The organism is uncultured Parasphingorhabdus sp. (assembly GCF_963677535.2).
GTDB lineage: Bacteria > Pseudomonadota > Alphaproteobacteria > Sphingomonadales > Sphingomonadaceae > Parasphingorhabdus.
The window spans coordinates 1,415,459-1,436,599 of sequence record NZ_CAXXUT010000003.1 but is presented as its reverse complement, the minus strand read 5'-3'; the positions used below and the strand labels follow the sequence as shown (position 1 = coordinate 1,436,599).

Here is a 21,141-nt window from a genome sequence, read left to right as displayed (position 1 = left end):
GGCGAGCCCATCGTTGTCGGTTCGGAAATCCGGACCGGCGACGAGGAGCTGGCTGTTTCCGGGCCGGTTCTGGGCTAGAAACAGATTATTGTAGAACAGAATGGGTTCTGGAAATTGCCGCCTAGGGCGCTATTTTCTCGACCGCGCCAATGATATTTTCAAGCGCGGTTGTAGTCATATCATCATGATTATCTGACGCGGAGGTGAAACGCCCTTCCTCCAGAATGGCTTCCAGCGTTTTCCGGGCGCGAGACACCCTGCTTTTCATGGTGCCGACAGCGCAATTGGCGATTTCCGCCGCTTCCTCGTAGGAATAGCCGCCTGCGCCGACCAGAATGATCGCTTCACGCTGGTCGTCCGACAATTCCATCAGCCCGCGCTGCAAGTCGGCGAGATGCAGAGGTTCCTGCTGCGGCGCAGGCGCGGACAATACTCTTTCCGCAACCAGCTCGTCATAATTGGCACTGAATTTTTTACGGCGCATGCCCGAAAAAAATGTGTTGCGCAAAATGACGAAGGTCCAGGCCCGCATTGACGTGCCGGCTATGAACCGGTCTCGTGCGGCCCAGGCTTTCAAAAGGGTATCCTGCACGAGATCATCGGCCAGATCACGATCCCCAGACAGACTCCGGCCGAACGCGCGCAGATGTGGAATCGCTTCCGTCAGCTGCTGCTTGAACTCCGCCGGCGGTAACGCCTGGGGCTTACTCATTATCGTCCGGCCGGCTGGATTTTACGTCACTCGTGTCGTTTTCTTCCAGCTGGTCGAGAAGCGCCAGCATATCGTCGGGTAGCGGCTCGTCCAGGACACTCGAATACATGTCCTTCAATCCAAGGCCTAATCTTTCCTGCATGTCTTCCTTGCTTTTCACCGGCATTTCCTTTGACCATTGCCCTGCATCATCCGGTTCGGAAGAACCTGATGTTTCAGATTTATTTTCGTTCGGGCCCGTCAAAACATGCCTCGTTTTTTCCTTGCTTGAAGACAGAACACCCGATGTTCCTAAAGGTTGCATATAAATTTTTCCTGAAAATGTCCAATGGCCCGCGACAATCCTCGCACGCAGGCGCGAATGGGGATCGAGCTCCGGAGTTGGACAGGATGGCAAATGTTGCGTTTGGAGCCGAGGTGCCGAACAGGTGCCGCCTTCTTCTGCTGCTTTTCAGCCGACCCAATCCGGCAGGGACCCGCTATCACCCTGACGGTTGCAATCCAAGCGAACCGAAACTTCGGAACAGCGTCCGGGCCATTTCGGGCATGGACACATCGGCCAGTATTTTCGGGAGATCGGATTGCGCGCAGCCTTGGATAGATGGAAAATGCCGGCCGGCAAAATAGATGTTCGCAAACTGCCTGCTCTCTGATTCCTGCTGATACAGGATCGTAACCCCGCTATGCCGGTCATCCTGGCCGATATAATACATCCGGTCCCTGACCGACGAGCGCTCTCCTTCAATATATTGCATGAAATTGAATCCGTTGCAGACAAGCAGTCCGGTCAATCCGAAACGCTCGCTGTTGCGCAGCGTAACGCTCATGATGGCAAGAAAATCGTCCTGATTCATGCCGGGCTTTGCGGTGCTGACAAAAATGAGCGAGGTGATCGAACGAGACGACACGCAAAACTTTCTCAAAACGGCTGTGTTCACAGCCAAGACGACGATTGCTTCGCAGAATAGCCGCATCTTTTCCGTTTTGCGCTAACATAGGTTAGCGGGCCGGTCTCTTATTCCACCGGCTGCTGGTCATCGAGCAGATCGGAAGCCCCCTCGCCGGATCGTTCTGAATCCACCAGTTTCTCGACATGGTCCTCGGGCGAGACGTCAAACGCCTCTTTGGCGGGCGCCCTGACCGGCTTTTCTTCACGTCCCCCGGTTGTTGCCAGCGCCCCGGTCAGACCCTGCAACTGCGGTGGGCCATTGTCGAAGCGCAGGCGATATATCGGTTCCGGCAAAGCGAAACCGGTCTCTTCCAGCGCGTTTTTGGTCACGCGGATCGCCGCACCTCTCGCCTTGTTGAAGTCGCTGTCGCGCTGATCAATCCAGCCGTGAAAGGCGATCAGGATGTTGGAGTCCCCGACTTCCCTGATTTCGGCCGTTGCCTCGGGGTCGTCCAGAACGAACGTCTGGCCGTTGATCGCCCGCAGACCGGTTTCGATGGCAGCGGCCGGATCGTCGTCGGCATCGACGCCCAGTATGAAGCTGAACCGGCGCTGCGGATTGCGCGTAAAATTCAATATTTCCGCCTTGAACACCGTCGCATTCGGAATCCGCAAATGATTACCGTCAAGGGTCATCAGAATTGTTGCCCGCGAGGTTAGCCTTACGACCCGCCCCTCCTGCTCCCCGATCCGCACATGATCATTGGCGCGAAACGGCTGCCGAACACTCAGCATGATGCTTGACATATAATTATCGACCGTGTCGCGCAGGGCAAAGCCAACCGCCAGACCGATGACACCGGCACCGCCAAGCACCGCGCCGATCAAAGCCGTCGCATTGAGAATATCCAGGCCGACAAAAATTCCGACCATGATGAACAATATGCGGACAAACCCCGCGATCAGTTCGGCCAGAAAAATATTCGGCGTCACCCGTTTCCAGAAGCGCATGCGCGAAGCAAGGAAATGCCCCAGCAGACCGATGCATAAGGCGGACAGCAAGGCGACCCCGATGAGCGGAAGCGCCGACAGGAAATTCTGCAAGCTGGACCCGAATCTGTCGACCACGGGTTCGACATTCTTGCCGACCGACAGGTCGCGTTCGAAACGGGTTTCAACGGTAACGACACCAGAGACTCGCTCGGCAATGGCTTCGGCCCGGTCGGCCGAGGCATTGTCCGCTATGGGTCCCGACAGACGCACAACACCGGAGTCAACGGCAACCACCACTTCCTGCAGCCCCTCTATTTCCCGAAAGATGCCCCGCAGCCGGTCCGCAATGACAAGATCGTCGCTTCCGTCTGCCTCTGGATCGATAGCCGGCTCGGGATCATCTACCGCTTCCGTCTGCTGAATCTGCGCACGCGCAGAAAAATGCGGGGAAAGACCAGTTGAAAGCGGGGCCAAGGCCGCGGCCAGAAACAGGCCCGTCAGGATCCAGCGATAAAGGGACATAATATTCCAATCAGCAACGTTGGCATACGCCGCAACATAGCAAAGGTTCCCGCCGGCGGGGAAAATTTACTTTGGAACCGACCGGCGTGCCCGATGTTGGTTGTTCATAAATAACGCAACACGAGGATGATATGACAAATAACGCTTCCACAGAGATATTGAATGACATTCTGGAAACACTGATCGATTCCACGCATGGCTACGAAAAAGCAGCCGAGATCGCGGAACGCACCACCTTCAAGAATTTCTTCTCCCGCCGCGCGGCTTCCCGCCGGGCAATGGCCACCGCGGTTCGCGAGGAAATCGCGAAATCCGGTGGAACACCGGAAAGCGACGGCACGATCTTGGCGTCGGCCCATCGGGTTTTCATGAACCTGAGCGCTGCCTTGCAGGACAATGACGAAGCCGCGATCGAGGCTGTCGAAACGGGCGAGGATTATCTGCGCAAGAAGTTCGAGAAGGCATTGACCCGGGACGAGCTGTCGGTGTCGGCCAAAACATTGTTGCGCAACTACCAGGGCGAGCTGCGGGCGGACGGCCGTTTGATCGACCATCTCGAAGAAGCAACGGCGTGATGCTCAGCATTCGCTAATATTTGGCAATAGTATCTAAACAAGGGAATTTATCATGGAATATGGAATTGTTGGACTACTGATTTTGGCTCTGGATATCTGGGCGCTGCTGAGCGTTTGGGGCAGCGGTTCATCGACCGGTGCGAAAATTATCTGGTCGCTGATCATCTTGATCCTGCCAGTTATCGGCCTGATATTGTGGTTTTTCGTCGGGCCGAAGGGCAGCGCACGGGCGATCTAACGGTCCTAGCCGTCACATTTAGCTGAGCAACGCAACACGCCCCGGCATCATTCACCTCCAGTGGATGAATGGCGGGGCTTTTGCTATGATTTCCGCGCGCGGCACCAGAGCGCTATCGGGGGAGACTGTCATGACAAAAAATATATCCAGCACGGACCTTGCCAACGAGCGTACGGATCTCGCCGAAGATCGCACCGAATGGGCAGAAGACCGGACGATCATGGCTAATGAACGAACCTTTGCCGGCTGGATGCGCACTGGCCTGGCGGCAGTCGGGATCGGTCTCGGCTTCAACGCCCTGTTCGGCAAACTGGAACCGCCGTGGCTGCCCAAGGCCATCGCCACCCTGTTCATGATCATCGGAATCTTCATTTTCTGGGTCGCCCAGCGCAACGGTTGCGCCGTGCAGGACAGGCTTAATTCGCACCAGGCGACCCCGGTCAAACCATTTAACATGCGGATCATCTCCGGCTTGATGGCGACCGGAGCGATCGCCTTGATCGTCGCAATCTGGACCATGAAATTCGGCCGCTAATCTCACCCATTGTTGCAACCTAATCCCGGTTCGTCGGTAAGTAGAGTGAACATCACACAACGAACCCAGGAGAAAGACATGCGTTATATCATCAGAACGATTGCTGCCGGTGCCATTTCCGTTGCCGCCCGGATCATCATCAAGAAAATCCAGCAAAAGAATGAAACCAAGTCACCTGAAACCGCGGCATAGCATCAAGCCATAGCACACGGGCGCGGCGGACTTATACGATACCCGCAAAGGTGTCATCGGCCCGCTGCGGGTCGAGGATGTCATTCTCCGCCAGCCACGATTCCACGGCGTCAATATCGGGAGTCTCATAGACCCTGAGTTCGCGACCCGGCGTCTGAAGCGCGTCGATCGTCGCGATCAGGGATCCGGTTTCTTTCAACAGCCTTGCGACATCCTGCTCTCCAACCCCCAGATGCTCTGCCAGCAGATCGTTCCGGACACGGGCGATCTGGCTGGACACTTGCCCCCCCTCAACATCCGAAGCATCAATCGCAACGTCGCATTCACTGTCAAAGCCCAGCGAACGATTATTGAAATTGGAAGATCCGACCCGAATATAGCGATCGTCGATTATCATGATCTTTGCATGCACGTAGATCGGCGTGCCGGCCGCGTTGAAGGGATGGAAGATGCGGAACCGGTCATATTGGTCCTGCACCTTTATCGCTTCATGCAGACGCGCCCGGGTAGAATCCATAATCTCGGATTCCAGCCATCCTTCCGCGCTTTGCGGGTTTACAATTATGACTTCCGGGCCATCCGGTTCCGAAAGACGCGCGGCAATGGCAGAAGCGATCCGGGCGGAAGCAAAATACTGGCTTTCCGCATAGATAAAACGCCTGGCAGCAGCAATCAGACCCAGACACAGGCTCTCAATTTCGCGCGCATCCCGCTGGTCATCCATTTCGGGCAATGTCCGCGCGATAGCGACGGGGCAATTCGTGAAATCTGACTGCAAACCCTCGGGCCAGCAATCGCCTTTCGCGGTTACCATCTTGTTTTTCTTGCCGCCCGCACTGCGCCAGTGTTGGACCGCATATTGCGCCAGCGCGCCCGCGACTGCACCCTGTACCACCATTGCCGCGTCGTGCCAGGGCCCGGCATCATTGCCGTCCGGCTGCAGGCGATGCTCCTGACTATCCTCGTGCGCGCGCGTGTCCCAGCGGTTGTTGGTCACATCAATGCCGCTGCAAAAAGCGGTGTCTTCGTCAATCACGATGACTTTCTGATGATGCGCAGCCCCCACGGGATGGTGGGAATCCAGCTTGAAATGCACGCGCGGGTGAAAATACCATCGGATCAGCGTCAACAGACCATTCACCCGGAGAAAAGACTTGAGAGCCCCGGTATCCCATCGCAGCACATAGATGTCGAGATCGCGATTCTTCTTGAGCAGCCAGTCAAAATAGGCGCCAATCTTCAACGGGCCTTCCGGTTCCTCCGCGGTATCACGCATCTCCACCCGTTCGTCGAAATCCCACCCGAGCAGCATGATACGTTGTCTGGCCTGGGCAAGCGACTTTCGCACCGCACGGAAATAATTCTCGCCATCGATAAGAACAGCCGCCCGGTCTGCATGCTCGACCCGCCAACAATTTTCCCCGGGCTTGAATAAATTCGACATAGGCGGTTAACCTTTTCCGCAGGATAGAGTTCCCTATGGCCTGCGCTTATACGCAATTTATGCAACCATTTTATGACCCGCGCGTATATAGCGCATGAATAATACAACAGATCAGCCCCTTGATACTCTCCAGATTCTAGCGGCACAATTGCGTTCCATGTGGGAAGGTATTGTCAGCCTCCTGCCCAATCTGGTTTTCGCCATCATCATCCTAATCGCGACCTGGATTGTCGCTCGCTTTGCGACAAAAATAGCCGATCGCCTGACCGCAAGAACGAAAATGCGGCCGTCCCTGCGCGAGCTGGTCGATACGCTAGTGAGAATTGCGATCTGGACAGTCGGCTTGATGATCGCCCTGACGATCCTGTTGCCGGATTTGACCCCAGGCAGCCTGATTGCCGGGCTGGGTGTCGGGACGGTGGCCATCGGCTTTGCCTTTCAGGACATTTTCGAGAATTTTCTCGCCGGCATATTGATCATGGTGCGGGAGAAAATGCGGATCGGCGACTATATCTCCTGTGAAGGAATCGAAGGCAAGGTAGAGCAGATCCTGTTGCGGGAAACCCATATCCGGAAGCTGTCAAACGAGCTTACGATCGTGCCGAATTCCATATTGTTCAAGAACCCGGTAGAAATACTGACCGACCATGATAGCCGGCGCCACGAAGTCGTGGTCGGCGTTTCCTATGATACCGATCTCGAGGAAGCGCGCGATGTCATTCGCACAGCCGTTGAGTCCTCCGATGCCACCGACCGGGAAAAGCCCGTTGATATCTTTGCCTGCGAGTTCAACTCCAGTTCGGTCGATTTCCGACTTCGCTGGTGGTCGGGTTCGGCCCAGCGTGATATGCATGACAGCCGCGACCAGGTGATCCGCTCGGTCAAGCGGGCACTGGACGACGCCAATATCGAAATTCCGTTCCCTTACGTCACCCATACGTTCAAGGAAGCCGTCCCGATGGCCTCGCAGGCAGATTGATGCTAGGCTCCGGCCTGTCACAGCAACCGGGACGGACACCGTCGGCGGCGAATATTGGCAATGCGTCGGGGAGAAGCTTGATGTCCGGATCCTGGTCTTTTCAGAATCAGCTAGAATCGGTCGATGCCCGACTCGACAATGGTGTCCGGATTTGTCTGCGCCGCGTCCGTCATTCGGATATGGAGGAACTCGAGAGAGGCATCAGGCAAATGTCCGACCAGAGCCGCTATCTGCGTTTCTTTTCCGGATCAAAATCCATGTCGCCGACGGTTGTCGAACGGTTGGCGAATGCGGATGGCATCAATCATCTTGCCTGGGGGGTGATCGACCGGGACGAGAAGGGAAATCCCGCAATAGCGGCTGCGCATGTCTTCCGGGACGAGAGCAGCAGCGACACCGGCGAATTCGCGATAGCAGTCCTCGATCCCTATCACGGGCTCGGCGTCGCCCGGATTTTGATGACGGCGCTGTTTCTCGACTGCTATTGTGAAGGATTGCGTTATTTGCGAATCGACATTCTGCGCGACAACAAGAAAGCCTATCGGCTGATCCGGTCAATCGGCGCAACGCCCGGCGCAATGGAAGGATCGGTCGCCCAATATGATCTGGTCATCGAAGACGCAATTTCGGCATTGCTAAAGATGGAAATCCCGACGGCCATTCCGAATATATTCGCCGCTTTTTCCGCCAACTGAACCGCAATCTCGCACGCCGTACCAGTAAAATTTCCCCGACACGGAACCGATTGGGCCTTGCCGGGTTATATCTTGCAATCGATGGGCGATGTCCGAATTCACCTTCGACCCAGAGGTTTGCGCCGGATACCGCGATCACAACGAGTAGAGTAGGTTGTGGATCGCGTTATCCGGCCTTCCATTTTCCAGCCGACGCGACCGTCAGCACAGCTACGCGCAGCAGCCGGTTACCTTCTGTGATCTTGCCTTCAAATCTTCCACATCGGCCTCATGGACTATCGTGTCGAGCGCCCTTGCCAGAGCGTCCCGGGACGCCTGCGCAGCGGCTGCGGCGAATAGATCTGGCCATGACTGGGCCAGCGCCAGCAGGCAGAGCTGAATGCGCTGCTGCACTTCCACCAGTCCGGCCCCGTCCCGCGCGATCTTGATGAAGAAATCGGTGAACAGGTCATCCATCTCTATCACCGGGCCATGAACGTTCGCATATTTCGCCTTTTCCGGCTCGGCGCTGGCGGCCGCCAGAACCTCGAAACAGCGCAAACCGCTGTCCAGCACCGAAATAGCCGTGCCCGGATCGTTCACCGCCGGCGACAAAGCCCGGGAGGCTATTTCCGATAGAACCACCAGGCCAAACCGGGGGTCCTGATCAAAGCTGCGATCATGCTCGACCAATATACTGTCACGGAACGGCTGCAGATCGGCTTCTTCGGCTCCTGCCCCGGACAGGTAAAGCAACGGTCGGGCCGGGTAGATAAGCTTGCCCGGGTGAATGGTCAGATAGACGGTGACATCCTGTTGCTCGGCAGCTTCCTGCAGCTGGCTCAAGTCGATCGAGGTCACCACACCGCTGACAATATCGCAGCTGACCGGAAGCGCATCCTTCGGGATGTCGACAGGCGGCTGCGCGTGCAAATAGGGATGCTGGCCATGCCAGCGAAGCGCTTTCGAGGTGGCCTGCTCGACGCGGTCGATAAGATCATTCATCCGCCCGAACGTGGACAGCTGCTGGATCCAGTTGATCAGCGTGCCGGAAATAATCACGATCACGGCTATCGTGGCAAAGAACAGGATGATGCGACCCTTGTCGTCATAATAGCCGGCAGATAATCCGATAATTCCGACGATGCTGAACAAAAATGTACCGAGAAAAGTCGACAAGGCGTTCTGCGACCGGTCGTCTGCAAGCATGAGAGCGATGGTTCGCGGCGTAGCGGTACTGGTGGCCGAACCGTAAGCCGACACCATGATCGACACGGAAAAGGCAATGACCGCCAGCATGCTGGATGCCAAAATAGTCAATATATCGCCAACCGACCCGCTGGCGATCTCGAGATCCGCTTCATAGGGAATCAGCGGGCCGACCCACTCCGCTGCCGCCGCTGCGGCAATCGCTCCCAGGCTGAACAGCATCGCCCGAAACCAGATTTTTTCAGGCAACCGCGCCATATATTTTTTCAAGGCCAGAATCATGCGCCCGCTTGTCCTGTCCGCTTGACCGGGCTTCCCACCGGCGGTTCCTCTCGAGATATGTTCATACTGCGAGGATAGCCGCATTTGACCGGCCCGACCAGCACCGCTTTCGCTATCCGGCCGACGAGGGAGTGAAGACATTCTCCCATTATTGCAATCAGGCGGCGAGAATATCTTCGACGGGCCCGGCAGCGCAGATCAGTACTTTAATTTTGCAGGATTCCGCTCTAGGTCATCTTATCTTCGAGTTGCCTGACAATATTACACGATAGGAAAAAATGAATATGGTTCGCATGAAGACGGTATCGGCTGTTGTGGCTTTGGCAGTTGTGGTTTCTGGCTGTTCAGATGGTGGACCGGAAACCGGCGAACCGGCAGCAGAGTCAGCGAAAGCGGAAGCACCGGTCGACACCGGACCGCCAGCGGTTGACGATGTCACCACATTGGACGGCGTTGCCTATGCCAGCCTGACCGGTGATGCCGCCGCGGGAAAGGCGAGTTTCGCCCAGTGTCGCACCTGCCATGTGATCGAACCGGGAATGAACCGGCTTGGCCCCACGCTGGCAGATATTATTGACCGGAAAGCCGGTGGAGTCGCAGGTTTCAAATATTCCGAAGCCACGGCCAATAGCGGCATCGTCTGGACAGAAGAGAAATTGAACCAGTTTCTCGAAAAGCCGGCAAGGGTAATCCCGAAGACCAAGATGTTCTACGCCGGCACACCGGATGCACAGACACGTGCTAACCTGATTGCCTATCTCAAAAACCCCGGCTGATCAGGCCTTCCAGCAGCCGGCGAGATGGTCGTCGGTCATCCCGATCGCCTGCATATAGGCGTAGATGATAGTGCTGCCGACAAAGCTCATGCCGCGTTTTTTGAGGGCTTTGGAAATCGCGTCACTGACCGGTGAGCTGCTCGCCATTTCGGAAAAATGCCCGGGCCGGTTTACCGGAGGTGACGCACCGTCCAGATGGCCCCAGAGCCATGAATCGAAGCTGCCGGATTCGGCCTGGATCGCGAGGAAAGCCTGTGCGTTCTTGCGGACCGAGTAAATTTTGAGCCGGTTGCGTACGATCCCGCTATCCTCGCGCAAGGCTTCCAGTTCATCATCTTCCATCGCCGCGCAACGCTGGATATCAAAACCTTGAAAGGCGCGACGATAGCCGTCGCGTTTGCGCAGAACCGTTTCCCAGCTCAGGCCAGCCTGCGCCCCTTCCAGAATCAGATTTTCGAACAGCAGCCGGTCATCATGAACCGGCACGCCCCATTCCCGGTCGTGATAGTCGCCGTAAAATTCTTTGCCCGCCTGTCCGCCGAAGCAACGCTGCTTTCCGTCTGTTCCTGTCACTGTCATGAATGCGGGAATAGCGATTCCCGCTGGAACCGACAATTTGAATCGGTCGGGCTATTCGGCCGGCTGGAATTCCGGTCGGTCTCCGCGCTCCGGCGGCCACCAGCCGATACGGCGCTTGATCCGGTTTAGCAGTAGGGGAACCGGCGCATTACGATCCATCCACTCGGCATATTCCTTGTAGGCCGGGTCGCTGAGCAGGTGCTTTTCCTCGGTCTTGGCGCGCCAGTAATAGACAAGGCTGACCGCCGCGATCAGGACAGTATTGCGGACGAGATCGGTGATGCTTCCCGAAGTAACCAGAAACGGCATGGTGGCCAGCCACCAATAGGCGTTTTTCGCAACATAGGCGGGGTGTTTGGTCCAGCTATAGGGACCATGGGTCAGGATGCCGCGATGGGTGAGATTGGAGAAGCGCAGACCAAAGGCAATTGTCGCCCACGCATAGATCGCTGTGAGAAAAACCAACAAGCCGCCCCAGATCCAGAGGACGACCGGCTGGCCTGCGAACCAATAGGCCCAGTCGGCGGTGTTGACGTGATAGTTGAGCGGACCGTCATCGCCCATCAGGATGAATGGCGGATAGCAGATCAGCGCCGCGACCCAGCCGGCCAGATAGGGGTTCGCCGTGCGGATATGCGCATCGAGTGGCTTCATCGTCAGCAGATAGCCCACCGTCGCAAACTGGACGTCGACGACAAACATCGCGATGATCAGCCAATGAGCAATTTCTACCGGATTACCGGCCAGCACATCCAGGTCGAGGCGGACCAGATCGGCAAAACCGCCGGGCACGATCGAGAGCATGAACGCTAGGAAAAAGCCCTTTACGGCCCATGCGCGGAGATGGTGACGGATCTGCTGTCGGTCAAATTCGCTTTTCCTGCCGGTTAGCAGCTGGCCAAAATGCCAGGCACCATCGCGCGGTTCGACGGCAAAGCGATCCATGAACAGCACATAGGGAATAGACAGCAGGAACAGCCATGGCGCCACCGCTTCCATGATCTCCATCGAAAACTGATATTGCCCGGTCCAGTACCAGCGGCCGACACAGTATATTGTGGCGATCATACCCCAGGTCGCCCAAAGGCCGGCGAGCTTTACCAGACTGACGTCGAATGTTTCTTTCAGCGGCTTGGGACGGTTCCAGTCCATGCCCGTGGATGGCCGCAAATGCACCTTGTCCATCAGCAATGACCAGATCACCATCGGCACCGCACAGGCCAGACAGGCGGCAAGCGCGGAATAGGGGCCGTCCAGACCATATTGGCGGGCGATCAGGATCCAGCACGCCAGGCCGATCAGGCCGGCAATGCCCACACCATGGGAAACCGCGGACTGCGGGCGTGGATCATCGCCTTTCGATTTTTGTCCAAACATGCGCCCGCCTTAACCAATAATGGTAAGCAAGCCGTGAACAGCGCGATTCACGAGTAAAAAACCTTGGATTGGCCTAGGAAAATTGCCTCGCCTCCCCTATACTGGAATGTAAAGACAAGTGCTCTGAACTTGATGGACATAAAACGGGAACTTCATGAAAAACATAGGACTTTCGCTATCGATCGCTATCTTCATGGTTTCCTGCACCAATGGAGAAAACGCCCAGACCAATGCCGGCGCTTCAACAGAGACGCAGGCTCTGGCCGAAATTTCACCGGTGGATCGCAAGCCTTTTGAAACAACCGCAATTGCCAGTTTTGACGAACCATGGGCCATGACCTTCCTGCCGGACGGCCGGATGCTGATCAGCGAAAAAGCGGGCAAGTTGCAGCTGGTTGATGCCAAGGGGCAGAAAACCGAAATCAGCGGCGTGCCGAAGGTCGCATATGGCGGTCAGGGCGGTTTTGGCGATATCGTGCTCGCACCCGATTATGCGACCAGCAATATGGTCTATCTGAGCTGGGTTGAAGAAGGCGAGGACGACACCAGAGGAGCCGTCGTAGGGCGCGCCAAGCTGGTTCTGTCCGGCCAGAAGCCCGCCCTGCGAAATCTTCAGACTGTCTGGACCCAGACACCGAAAGTCACCGGAAAAGGCCATTATTCGCATCGCATCGCCTTTTCCCCCGACGGCAAATATCTTTTTATCGGATCCGGCGACCGGCAGAAATTTGATCCGGCGCAGGATATGAAAGCCAATCTGGGCAAGATTGTCCGGCTTTATCCCGACGGCAGCATTCCCAAGGACAATCCCTTTGTCGATCAGGAAGATGCGCTGCCGGAAATCTGGTCGCTGGGCCACCGCAATATTCTAGGGCTTGCCTTCGATAGTGAAGGACGTCTCTGGAATCAGGAAATGGGTCCGAAAGACGGTGACGAGCTTAATCTGGTGCAAAGGGCCGCCAACTATGGCTATCCGGTCGTGTCGGAAGGCGATCATTATGATGGCGAGATAATCCCCAATCATGACACTCATCCGGAATTCGAGGCCCCGAAAGTGGCATGGGTGCCGACCATCGCGCCCAGCGGTCTGATCTTCTATTCTGGTGATCTGTTCCCGGCGTGGAAAGGCAGCGCGTTCCTTGGCGGGCTCGCCAGCCAGGCGCTGATCCGCGTTTCGTTTGACGGTGATAGCGCCAAGGAGGCCGAGCGTTTTCTGATGGACAGCCGCATTCGCGAGGTGGAACAGGGCCCCGACGGCGCGCTCTATGTGCTGGAAGATGGCGAAAATGGCCGGTTGCTGAAACTCACCCCGACCAAATAGCGCCCGCTAGCCGGAACCTATTGCGACGCGGCGGTGGTCGTTCCCGACAGATCGCTCAGAAAACGGCGGACACGCTTGGCATTTGCGCCGATATCATGGACCCCGACGCGGCTGACCGAGCGCATGTCAATAATGCTGGCGGCGCCATTTTCGGCCGAGCGCGCCCGAATGACGACGTCATCCTTGAACCGGAACAGCGAGATCGTATCGGTCGCTTCCAGATTGCCGGAGGCCGGATCGACGCTGACAATCTCCCAGCCGCGATCTTCCGCCAGCCTTTTTGCCTTTTCAATCACCACTGCAACCGGCTGGTCAATACGGACCGAGCGGATATCGGGATAGGCATCCTGATGCACGGTCGCCCAGCGCTGCCGCGGGTTCATGCCACGCATGTCGCTGTCATCCGCTCCTGGAATATTGTCCCAATTGTCATCGCGCAGCGGGATCGCGGTAAATTGCGGCGGATCGGCAAGATCGGTGGTAATGTCATGAATGGCGGGCAGCGTGGCAACCGCAATAACATAGGGTATCCAGAAAGCCAGAAAGCCAAGCGTGGCTACCATTCCCAGCCCCAGCAAAGGCCAGCGGGTCTTGCGTCCCTTGCGCCGGTTCAGCACGATGAAGATGACTGCCAGTAGCAGCGTGAGTACGGCGACCAGAATGATCCACGGTATCGCCCCCAGACCGGCCTGCCATCCCCAGAGCCCGAAGCCGCTGCCAGCGGCGGCAATCAGAAAGGCCAGAGGCGCGCCCAGACCGAGAACAAGAATCAGCCAGCCCTTGGGATCCCGCCGTAGCGAGCCAAGCTTGCCCGGCATTGCCGACGCGGTGGCCGCTCGCGTTTCGCCCTTCGACGGTTTTACTGGCTCATTCTGGTCCGACACGCACAAACTCCCCTTATCAGATCAATCTTTTAGCTGGCGCAATCCAATCATGCAATTGCAACCTATACGGCTCGACTTTTGCTGCAAAGCGGGGTAGCGCGCGCTTTTCCCGCTATATGAGACCACAAACTTGACCAGCATCATTCCTCTCGCCGAAATCGATCCGCAACTTGTCGAAGCGCTGCTCGACGCTGCCTTTGGCGCGGACCGACACAACCGCACCGCCTATCGGCTGCGCGAAGGCATGGATATGCTCGAAGGCCTGTCGCTGGCCGCCGTGGATCAGGAAAAGCACGAACTGCTGGGTTCTATCCAGTGCTGGCCCATCGCCCTCACGGATGAAGAGGGCAAGAAATATCCGATGATCATGGTCGGACCGGTGGCGGTTTATCCGGATTTCCAGCGCGAAGGCATTGGCCGGGCGATGATGACGGCGCTGCTGCAGGAGATCCAGCCCAATGACCCGCTGCCGCTGGTGATGATCGGCGACCCGGAATATTATGAGCGTTTCTTCGGATTTTCAGCCGAGAAAACCGCCGGATGGACGCTGCCGGGCCCGTGGGAACCTTCGCGCCTGCTGGTGCGCTGCAACCCGGCACAGACATTGCCCACTACCGGCACGCTTGGTCCCTGGACCCGATAGCGAGTCTAAGCCTTTACAGAAATGCCGCCGGGCAATAGTCCGGTTGCATGCCCTATACGCCCCCACCCGAACTGGCCTCGCTATCCATCGCGGGAATCGCGGGATTGGCCGAAGCACAGAAATTGCCGCCCGTCGAACAGTGGGAGCCGAAGGAGAGCGGCGACAGCGAGATGCGAATCGCCGCAGATGGCAGTTGGTATCATCAGGGTGACCCTATCCAGCGCCCGGCCATGGTGCGCGCCTTTTCCACTATTCTGCGGCGGGAAGCGGACGGCAGTTTTGCGCTGGTCACGCCCTATCAGAAGCTGAGCATTAAGGTAGAGGATGCGCCGTTTGTCGCCGTCCAGCTGGAAAGCCAGAGCAGCGGCGAAGACCGGACGCTCGCCTTCCGGCTCAACACCGATCATCTTGTGGTCGCGGGACCGGATCATCCGCTCCGCTTTGGCGCCGACAAGCCTCAACCCTATCTTCATGTCCGGGGCGGGCTGGAAGCGGTGCTGGCGCGACCAGTCTATTATGAACTGGTGGAACTGGCGCTGGCAGAAAACAAAGATCCGCTTGGCATCTGGTCGGCCGGTGCTTTTTTTCCGATGGCGACCGATTCATGACCTTGCGCGACCGGCTGGAACAGGCCCTGGTGAAGGGACACGAGAATGATCTCGATCATCTGCTCTACAGCGAACGGGACCATATCGACGATCTGAAGATTCTGCGTGACGCGGCCGTGCTGATCGCGGTCACTGACCGCCCCGATCCGGGCGTGATCTTCGTGCAGCGCCCGCAGCATATGCGCAACCACCCCGGGCAGGTCGCCTTCCCGGGTGGCAAGATTGATCCGGAAGACCGGGATCCCATTGATGCAGCATTGCGGGAAGCGCACGAGGAAGTTTCGCTCGACCGCAGCCATGTCGATATCATCGGCATGACCGACAGTTTCCAGTCGGGCAGCGGCTATAATATCCAGCCGGTGCTCAGTGTCATCCCGCCCGACCTGCCCTTTGTCGCCGATCCGGTTGAAGTGGAAAGCTGGTTCGAAGCCCCGCTCGAATTTCTGCTCGACCCGAAGAACCGGACCACGCACGAAGGCACGTGGAACGGGCGCAAGCGGCATTATTACGAGATTTACTGGCAGAATTATCGCATCTGGGGGATTACCGCGGGCATTTTGAACAATCTTGGAAAGAGGCTGGACTGGTGACGAAGTCAATAGCGTCGGCAGAATGGGCGAAAAGGCCCGGCCTTGCGGAACTGATCGCCGCGCTGGATGGCAAGGCGCGCTTTGTCGGCGGCGCCGTGCGCGACACGTTGCTGGGCCTTGCGGTCAAGGACATAGATGTCGCCACGCCCTTGCTGCCGGAGGATGTCATGGACCGGCTCGCAGCCGTGTCCATAAAAACCGTTCCCACCGGCATAGCCCATGGCACGGTCACCGCGGTTCTGCCGGAAGGCCCCGTCGAAATCACCACGCTGCGGCGCGATGTTTCCACCGACGGACGACGGGCGACCGTTGCCTTCAGCGACGACTGGAAAGAGGACGCGGCGCGCCGGGATTTCACGATCAACGCGCTATCCGCCGATCCCGGCACGCTGCAGATATTCGATTATTTCGGCGGTCTGGATGATCTGGATAATCTGCGCATTCGCTTCATCGGCGCGGCCGCGGAACGGATCGCGGAGGACCATTTGCGGATCATGCGCTATTTCCGCTTTCTCGCGCGCTTCGGCCAGCATCAGGTCGATGGCGAGGCCTTTGCAGCCTGCACCGCTGCGGCAGCGAAGCTTGAGACGCTTTCGCGCGAGCGGGTGGCGGACGAGCTGTTGAAACTGCTCGCCACCGAAGACCCGCGATTTGCCGTCAGCCAGATGCTGGACGGCGGGATTTTCCGGCATATTGTCGAGTCCCTCGATCCAAACGCCGGGAAAATGGTTGATCGACTGGTCGAACGCGAGCAACGGTATCAGCTCAAGCCCGTTGCGATCCGGCGGCTGGTAGCCCTGCTACCAAAGGATTCGGAAAAAGCGAACCTTATTGCCAAGAGCCTGAAACTGTCCCGGAAACAGCAGAGGGCGATCGGCGAACGGCTTTTGGGTGCGCAAGAGTTCCATGTCAGTGAAGCAGCAACAGGCCTGGCCGATATCCGCGGCTTCGCTTATCGCACCAGTGTAGATAGCGCCCGCGATGCCGCGCTCCTCTTCGCCGACGACACCGATTTGCCGGAACTCCTGAATGCCCTCGACGGGTGGCAACCGCCGGTCTTTCCGCTGACCGGTGGTGACCTGATCGAACGGGGGCTGAAGCCGGGACCGCTCGTCGCGAAAACCCTCGCCAAAATCGAGACAGCCTGGATCGCGCAGGGCTTTCCGGACGAAGAATGGATCCGGAAATTCATCAAGGAACAGGCCTTGACGCGCCAGCCCTGAACCGGAAAAACCGGCAGGGACAAAATTGATATTTGCGGCGGAAAAAACTATCTAGAACAGATGCCTATAAGGAGAGACGAACCATGACGGATAATGCGGAAAATAAGGACTTGGTCGAGTTGATCCCCTCTCCGCGCAGCGATGCGCCCACCCATTGCACGGCAGCGGATTATGACCGTCTCTATCAGGAAAGCATCAGCGATCCCGACAGTTTCTGGTCACGCCAGGCAGAGCGTCTCGACTGGCAGACAGCTCCCGGCACGATAGCCAACTGGTCCTTCGATCCGGTAGCGATAAAATGGTATGAAGACGGCATTTTGAACATCTGCCACAATGCGGTCGACCGCCATGTCGCGGTCGGCAAAGGCGATGTCACCGCGCTGGTTTTCGAACCCGATGACCCCAAGTCGCCCGGCCGCACGATCAGCTATGCCGAGCTACAGGCAGAAGTGATCAAAATGGCCAGCAGCCTGAAAAAACTGGGCGTCCAGAAAGGCGACCGGGTCACTATCTATATGCCGATGATCCCCGAAGGCGCGATAGCCATGCTGTCCTGCGCCCGTATCGGCGCGATTCACAGCGTAGTCTTTGGCGGCTTCTCCCCCGATGCCCTGGCCGGACGGATCGAAGATTGTGATAGCAAGTTCGTGATTTGCGCCGATGCCGGGTTGCGCGGCGGCAAACCAGTACCACTGAAGGCCAATGTCGACGCGGCGCTCGAGAAAGTGTCGGTCGACGCCGTATTGGTGATCAACCATACGGACAGCGATGTCGCCATGACCGAAGACCGCGATCACTGGTATCATGATATTTCGGCCGACGTGCCTGCCGATTGCCCCTGCGAGCCAATGAATGCCGAGGACCCGCTCTTCATTCTCTATACGTCCGGCTCGACCGGCAAACCCAAAGGCGTATTGCACACCACCGGTGGCTACGCGGTCTGGGTGGCGACCACGTTCCACTATGTCTTCGACTATCAACCGGGCGAGGTCTTCTGGTGCTCGGCCGATATCGGCTGGGTCACCGGCCACAGCTATATTGTCTATGGACCGCTGATCAATGGTGCCACCGAGATCATGTTCGAGGGCATTCCCAACTATCCCGACCATGGTCGCTTCTGGGAAGTGGTCGAAAAGCACAAGGTCAATATCTTCTACACCGCACCGACCGCGATCCGCGCATTGATGCGCGAAGGCGACGGACCGGTGAAGGCCCACGACCGCTCCTCCCTCCGCCTGCTCGGCACCGTCGGCGAGCCGATCAATCCGGAGGCCTGGCGCTGGTATTATGACGCGGTCGGCGAAGGCAAGTCGCCGATCGTCGACACCTGGTGGCAGACCGAAACCGGCGGCATCATGATCACCACCCTCCCCGGCGCTCATGGCATGAAACCGGGCAGCGCCGGTAAGCCGTTTTTCGGCGTTCAGCCCCAACTGGTCGACGGCGATGGCAACGTTCTCGACGGTGCAACCGATGGCAATCTGTGCATCACCGCCAGCTGGCCGGGCCAGGCGCGCAGCGTTTATGGCGACCATGAGCGCTTCATCCAGACCTATTTCAGCACCTATAAGGGCAAATATTTCACCGGTGACGGCTGCAAGCGGGACGGCGATGATTACTACTGGATCACTGGCCGGGTCGATGATGTCATCAATGTCTCGGGCCATCGCATGGGCACGGCGGAAGTTGAAAGCGCCTTGGTCTCGCATCCCAAAGTCGCAGAAGCAGCCGTGGTCGGCTATCCCCATGATATCAAGGGACAGGGCATCTATTGCTATGTCACGCTCAATGCGGGCGAGCCTTCCTCCGACGAGCTGGTTGCCGAACTGCGGCTCCATGTGCGGAAGGAAATCGGTCCGATTGCCACACCCGACCATCTGCATCTGACCCCGGCCCTGCCAAAAACGCGCAGCGGCAAGATCATGCGACGTATCCTGCGCAAGATTGCCGAGAATGAACATGGTGCGCTGGGCGATACGTCGACGCTCGCCGATCCGAGCGTGGTCGATGCGCTGGTCGAGGGACGATTGAACAAGTAACCGTGCTCCGCACTTGGTGCGGGGCTCTGGAGGCCAGACCTGCTCCCTGTAGCGGAGGGCTCCGCATCAAGTGCGGAGCACACCTGTGCCTGCGAAGGCAGCTATCCATCTCCTGTCGGTTTCGCTTGGCGCTTCCGGGAGATGGGCCCCTGCCTGCGCAGGGGCACATCCGCTTCAGCTACTCCTCAAAGCCGACAAACACTGCGGCCTCATCCACCGGCTTCCGCTCCGACACCACGGCATTGGCGGGAAAGCTTTCGTCCGGCCAGCCGAGTGCAATACTTTTCATGATCACCTGGTCATCGGCAATGCCGGCATGTTCGCGGACCACCGGCGACTGCATGATGCCCTGGCTGTTGATCACCGTGCCCAGCCCGCGCGACCAGGCCGCGTTGACCAGCGCCGTCGCCACTGCGCCACAATCAAAAGGCGTATCGTCGCTGCCGTCGAGCACCTTGTCATAGGTAATGATCACACACACCGGCGCATCAAACTGGCGGAAACCGCGCATCACCCAGTCCTGACGCGCTTCCTTGTCATCGCGTTCAATTCCCATCGCGCCAAATAGCTGTTTGGCTACGCCGATCTGCCGCTCGCGATGCGCACCGGCAAAGGCCTCTCCGGTCCGGAACTCGCGCGACTGCGGCACCCCGGCAAGCATCCGCTCGGTGTTGCCGGCGCGGATTTTCTCCAGCGGCTTGCCGGTGATGACGTAAAAATTATAGGGCTGGGTGTTCATCGAAGAGGGTGCGCGCATCGCCAGTCCCAATATTTCCTCGATGAGTTCCTGCGGAACAGGGTCCGGCTTGTAGCCGCGTATACTGCGCCGGCCGAGGATTACGTCGTCAAACTGCATGGAAGTCTCCGTGTGTAAATATGGGCTGCTGGCTAGCGGACAAATGGCGCTGTGCAAAGCCCGCTGTCGCCAGCGGCTTGACCGCAAACGACGGCCAGCGTGCTAATAGAGTGCATGATCCCCGTTATCTGCTAAACCACACGTCATGAAAGACCGTTTCGAACGCCACAAACAGCCCTGGACCAGCGAAGAAGTGCAGAAGCTGCACGCCTTTGCCAAAAAGGGCATGACGCTCAAGGCCATATCCAAGGCGCTGACCCGCAGCGAGGAGTCAATCAAGACGAGGGCCAAGCAGGACAAGCTGAAAATCGCCAAGAAGCGGTAAAACGCCGCTGCAAACCACTGGCTCGACAGCAACGGGAATGCCGGACTGATTCAAAGCAATCGGTCAGAAACGGCATTGAAGCGGTCAGTGCCGCTCATTTTCCCCTTCATTTTCCTCGATATGCTGCAAGTAATAGCGAGCGCTGACGACTTTTATCATCAGATATTCTCCGACAATCATGATGAACCAGTCGGCTGCGATCGCGGCGAAGATTGCGGCAAAGATGCCGATGAAAAAACCTGCGATTCCTGCCTGGGCGACAGCCAGTCCAAGCGTGCCGAGCAATACCAGCGCCGACAGGAAAGTTGCGACGACCGGCAGCATCGCCTTGCACCAGAACAGGTGCGGAAAGTCTCGATCGGAATCGATTGCACCCGTTTTCGCGATCTTGCGGAGTTCGTGCGCTGCCAGGTTTGCGGTCTTGATCGGCATCGTGAATATTGAACGGATGAGGATCAGGCCACCCGACGCAAGACCCGGTCCGCGGGCTTTGCCGCTTTTCCCTGACGGTCCGGTTTCCGCGTCGGCTTGGAACGCTGCGCCACAATTGGCGCAAAAGCTATCTCCCGCTCGAACTTCAGTGCCGCAAGATGTGCAGACCATCGATTACCCCCGTATAGCGCCCCTTGGGCTGGCTTATCACAAAATTTGCCCCTTTCCACAAGCCGCTTCCTCC

Annotated in this window: 24 protein-coding genes; 13 read left to right on the top strand and 11 right to left on the bottom strand. The window is 57.7% G+C overall.

Annotation, left to right across the window (positions count from 1 at the left end):
* Positions 1 to 121: 121 nt before the first annotated feature.
* From ACHZCJ_RS13975 to ACHZCJ_RS13960, 4 genes are all read right to left on the bottom strand, one after another.
* On the bottom strand, positions 122 to 712 hold the full coding sequence (locus ACHZCJ_RS13975) for a sigma-70 family RNA polymerase sigma factor (protein ID WP_159645830.1): 591 nt from the start codon (positions 710 to 712) through the stop codon (positions 122 to 124).
* Complete coding sequence (locus tag ACHZCJ_RS13970; protein WP_321327106.1) at positions 705 to 1,016, bottom strand: NepR family anti-sigma factor; 312 nt, start codon at positions 1,014 to 1,016, stop codon at positions 705 to 707. Before ACHZCJ_RS13970 ends, ACHZCJ_RS13975 begins: the two co-directional genes overlap by 8 nt.
* Positions 1,017 to 1,194: 178 nt before the next feature.
* Complete coding sequence (locus ACHZCJ_RS13965) at positions 1,195 to 1,620, bottom strand: BLUF domain-containing protein (protein ID WP_159645836.1); 426 nt, start codon at positions 1,618 to 1,620, stop codon at positions 1,195 to 1,197.
* Positions 1,621 to 1,727: 107 nt separating this feature from the next.
* Positions 1,728 to 3,116, bottom strand: coding sequence for a mechanosensitive ion channel domain-containing protein (locus tag ACHZCJ_RS13960; protein WP_321327104.1), 1,389 nt, complete (start codon positions 3,114 to 3,116; stop codon positions 1,728 to 1,730).
* A 131-nt stretch (positions 3,117 to 3,247) separates the two neighbouring features.
* Between ACHZCJ_RS13960 and ACHZCJ_RS13955 the strand changes: the two genes are divergently transcribed.
* From ACHZCJ_RS13955 to ACHZCJ_RS13945, 3 genes are all read left to right on the top strand, one after another.
* A complete protein-coding gene (locus ACHZCJ_RS13955) occupies positions 3,248 to 3,691 on the top strand; it encodes a PA2169 family four-helix-bundle protein (protein WP_321327103.1) in 444 nt (147 codons plus the stop codon).
* A gap of 52 nt (positions 3,692 to 3,743) precedes the next feature.
* Complete coding sequence (locus ACHZCJ_RS13950) at positions 3,744 to 3,929, top strand: PLDc N-terminal domain-containing protein (RefSeq protein ID WP_159645845.1); 186 nt, start codon at positions 3,744 to 3,746, stop codon at positions 3,927 to 3,929.
* Positions 3,930 to 4,059: 130 nt separating this feature from the next.
* Positions 4,060 to 4,464: a YidH family protein gene (locus ACHZCJ_RS13945; RefSeq protein WP_159645848.1), complete on the top strand. Its 405-nt coding sequence runs from the start codon at positions 4,060 to 4,062 to the stop codon at positions 4,462 to 4,464.
* Positions 4,465 to 4,687: 223 nt separating this feature from the next.
* Here the strand turns inward: ACHZCJ_RS13945 and ACHZCJ_RS13940 are convergent, their stop codons facing one another.
* Positions 4,688 to 6,100 carry a phospholipase D-like domain-containing protein gene (locus tag ACHZCJ_RS13940; protein WP_321327102.1) on the bottom strand — a complete coding sequence of 471 codons (1,413 nt, stop codon included), beginning with the start codon at positions 6,098 to 6,100 and terminating at the stop codon, positions 4,688 to 4,690.
* A gap of 94 nt (positions 6,101 to 6,194) precedes the next feature.
* On the opposite strand from ACHZCJ_RS13940, the gene ACHZCJ_RS13935 reads away from it, so the two are divergent.
* Together ACHZCJ_RS13935 and ACHZCJ_RS13930 are read left to right on the top strand one after the other, a co-directional pair.
* Positions 6,195 to 7,079: a mechanosensitive ion channel gene (locus ACHZCJ_RS13935; RefSeq protein WP_321327101.1), complete on the top strand. Its 885-nt coding sequence runs from the start codon at positions 6,195 to 6,197 to the stop codon at positions 7,077 to 7,079.
* Between the two features lie 80 nt (positions 7,080 to 7,159).
* Positions 7,160 to 7,774, top strand: a complete 615-nt coding sequence (locus tag ACHZCJ_RS13930; protein ID WP_321327100.1) for a GNAT family N-acetyltransferase — start codon at positions 7,160 to 7,162, stop codon at positions 7,772 to 7,774.
* Positions 7,775 to 7,984: 210 nt separating this feature from the next.
* On the opposite strand, the gene ACHZCJ_RS13925 is transcribed toward ACHZCJ_RS13930, so the two are convergent.
* Positions 7,985 to 9,244, bottom strand: a complete 1,260-nt coding sequence (locus tag ACHZCJ_RS13925) for a DUF2254 domain-containing protein (RefSeq protein WP_321327099.1) — start codon at positions 9,242 to 9,244, stop codon at positions 7,985 to 7,987.
* A gap of 284 nt (positions 9,245 to 9,528) precedes the next feature.
* Between ACHZCJ_RS13925 and ACHZCJ_RS13920 the strand changes: the two genes are divergently transcribed.
* Complete coding sequence (locus tag ACHZCJ_RS13920) at positions 9,529 to 10,020, top strand: c-type cytochrome (RefSeq protein WP_321327098.1); 492 nt, start codon at positions 9,529 to 9,531, stop codon at positions 10,018 to 10,020.
* On the opposite strand, the gene ACHZCJ_RS13915 is transcribed toward ACHZCJ_RS13920, so the two are convergent.
* Together ACHZCJ_RS13915 and ACHZCJ_RS13910 are read right to left on the bottom strand one after the other, a co-directional pair.
* Positions 10,021 to 10,593: a DNA-3-methyladenine glycosylase I gene (locus ACHZCJ_RS13915; protein ID WP_321327097.1), complete on the bottom strand. Its 573-nt coding sequence runs from the start codon at positions 10,591 to 10,593 to the stop codon at positions 10,021 to 10,023.
* Between the two features lie 57 nt (positions 10,594 to 10,650).
* Positions 10,651 to 11,976 carry an isoprenylcysteine carboxylmethyltransferase family protein gene (locus ACHZCJ_RS13910; protein ID WP_321327096.1) on the bottom strand — a complete coding sequence of 442 codons (1,326 nt, stop codon included), beginning with the start codon at positions 11,974 to 11,976 and terminating at the stop codon, positions 10,651 to 10,653.
* A gap of 154 nt (positions 11,977 to 12,130) precedes the next feature.
* Here ACHZCJ_RS13910 and ACHZCJ_RS13905 point away from each other — a divergent pair, with 154 nt between their 5' ends.
* Positions 12,131 to 13,297, top strand: a complete 1,167-nt coding sequence (locus ACHZCJ_RS13905) for a PQQ-dependent sugar dehydrogenase (RefSeq protein ID WP_321327095.1) — start codon at positions 12,131 to 12,133, stop codon at positions 13,295 to 13,297.
* 17 nt (positions 13,298 to 13,314) lie between these two features.
* Here the strand turns inward: ACHZCJ_RS13905 and ACHZCJ_RS13900 are convergent, their stop codons facing one another.
* Entirely contained in the window at positions 13,315 to 14,181 is an 867-nt protein-coding gene (locus ACHZCJ_RS13900; protein WP_321327094.1) for a DUF1499 domain-containing protein, read from the bottom strand.
* A gap of 130 nt (positions 14,182 to 14,311) precedes the next feature.
* On the opposite strand from ACHZCJ_RS13900, the gene ACHZCJ_RS13895 reads away from it, so the two are divergent.
* The 5 genes from ACHZCJ_RS13895 (at position 14,312) to acs (ending at position 19,284) form a co-directional block, all read left to right on the top strand.
* Positions 14,312 to 14,824 carry a GNAT family N-acetyltransferase gene (locus tag ACHZCJ_RS13895; RefSeq protein WP_159645878.1) on the top strand — a complete coding sequence of 171 codons (513 nt, stop codon included), beginning with the start codon at positions 14,312 to 14,314 and terminating at the stop codon, positions 14,822 to 14,824.
* A gap of 47 nt (positions 14,825 to 14,871) precedes the next feature.
* Positions 14,872 to 15,432, top strand: a complete 561-nt coding sequence (locus ACHZCJ_RS13890) for a DUF1285 domain-containing protein (RefSeq protein WP_321327093.1) — start codon at positions 14,872 to 14,874, stop codon at positions 15,430 to 15,432.
* Complete coding sequence (locus ACHZCJ_RS13885) at positions 15,429 to 16,022, top strand: CoA pyrophosphatase (RefSeq protein ID WP_159645884.1); 594 nt, start codon at positions 15,429 to 15,431, stop codon at positions 16,020 to 16,022. The genes ACHZCJ_RS13890 and ACHZCJ_RS13885 overlap by 4 nt, the downstream gene beginning before the upstream one ends.
* Positions 16,019 to 17,245: a CCA tRNA nucleotidyltransferase gene (locus ACHZCJ_RS13880; protein WP_321327092.1), complete on the top strand. Its 1,227-nt coding sequence runs from the start codon at positions 16,019 to 16,021 to the stop codon at positions 17,243 to 17,245. The genes ACHZCJ_RS13885 and ACHZCJ_RS13880 overlap by 4 nt, the downstream gene beginning before the upstream one ends.
* An 83-nt stretch (positions 17,246 to 17,328) precedes the next feature.
* A complete protein-coding gene (gene acs / locus ACHZCJ_RS13875; RefSeq protein ID WP_321327091.1) occupies positions 17,329 to 19,284 on the top strand; it encodes an acetate--CoA ligase in 1,956 nt (651 codons plus the stop codon).
* A gap of 178 nt (positions 19,285 to 19,462) precedes the next feature.
* On the opposite strand, the gene ACHZCJ_RS13870 is transcribed toward acs, so the two are convergent.
* Positions 19,463 to 20,140 carry a nitroreductase gene (locus ACHZCJ_RS13870; RefSeq protein ID WP_159645892.1) on the bottom strand — a complete coding sequence of 226 codons (678 nt, stop codon included), beginning with the start codon at positions 20,138 to 20,140 and terminating at the stop codon, positions 19,463 to 19,465.
* Positions 20,141 to 20,285: 145 nt separating this feature from the next.
* On the opposite strand from ACHZCJ_RS13870, the gene ACHZCJ_RS13865 reads away from it, so the two are divergent.
* A complete protein-coding gene (locus ACHZCJ_RS13865) occupies positions 20,286 to 20,465 on the top strand; it encodes a hypothetical protein (protein ID WP_089134097.1) in 180 nt (59 codons plus the stop codon).
* Between the two features lie 84 nt (positions 20,466 to 20,549).
* Here ACHZCJ_RS13865 and ACHZCJ_RS13860 read toward each other — a convergent pair whose 3' ends face one another.
* On the bottom strand, positions 20,550 to 21,068 hold the full coding sequence (locus ACHZCJ_RS13860) for a zinc ribbon domain-containing protein (RefSeq protein ID WP_394700129.1): 519 nt from the start codon (positions 21,066 to 21,068) through the stop codon (positions 20,550 to 20,552).
* Positions 21,069 to 21,141: the final 73 nt, after the last annotated feature.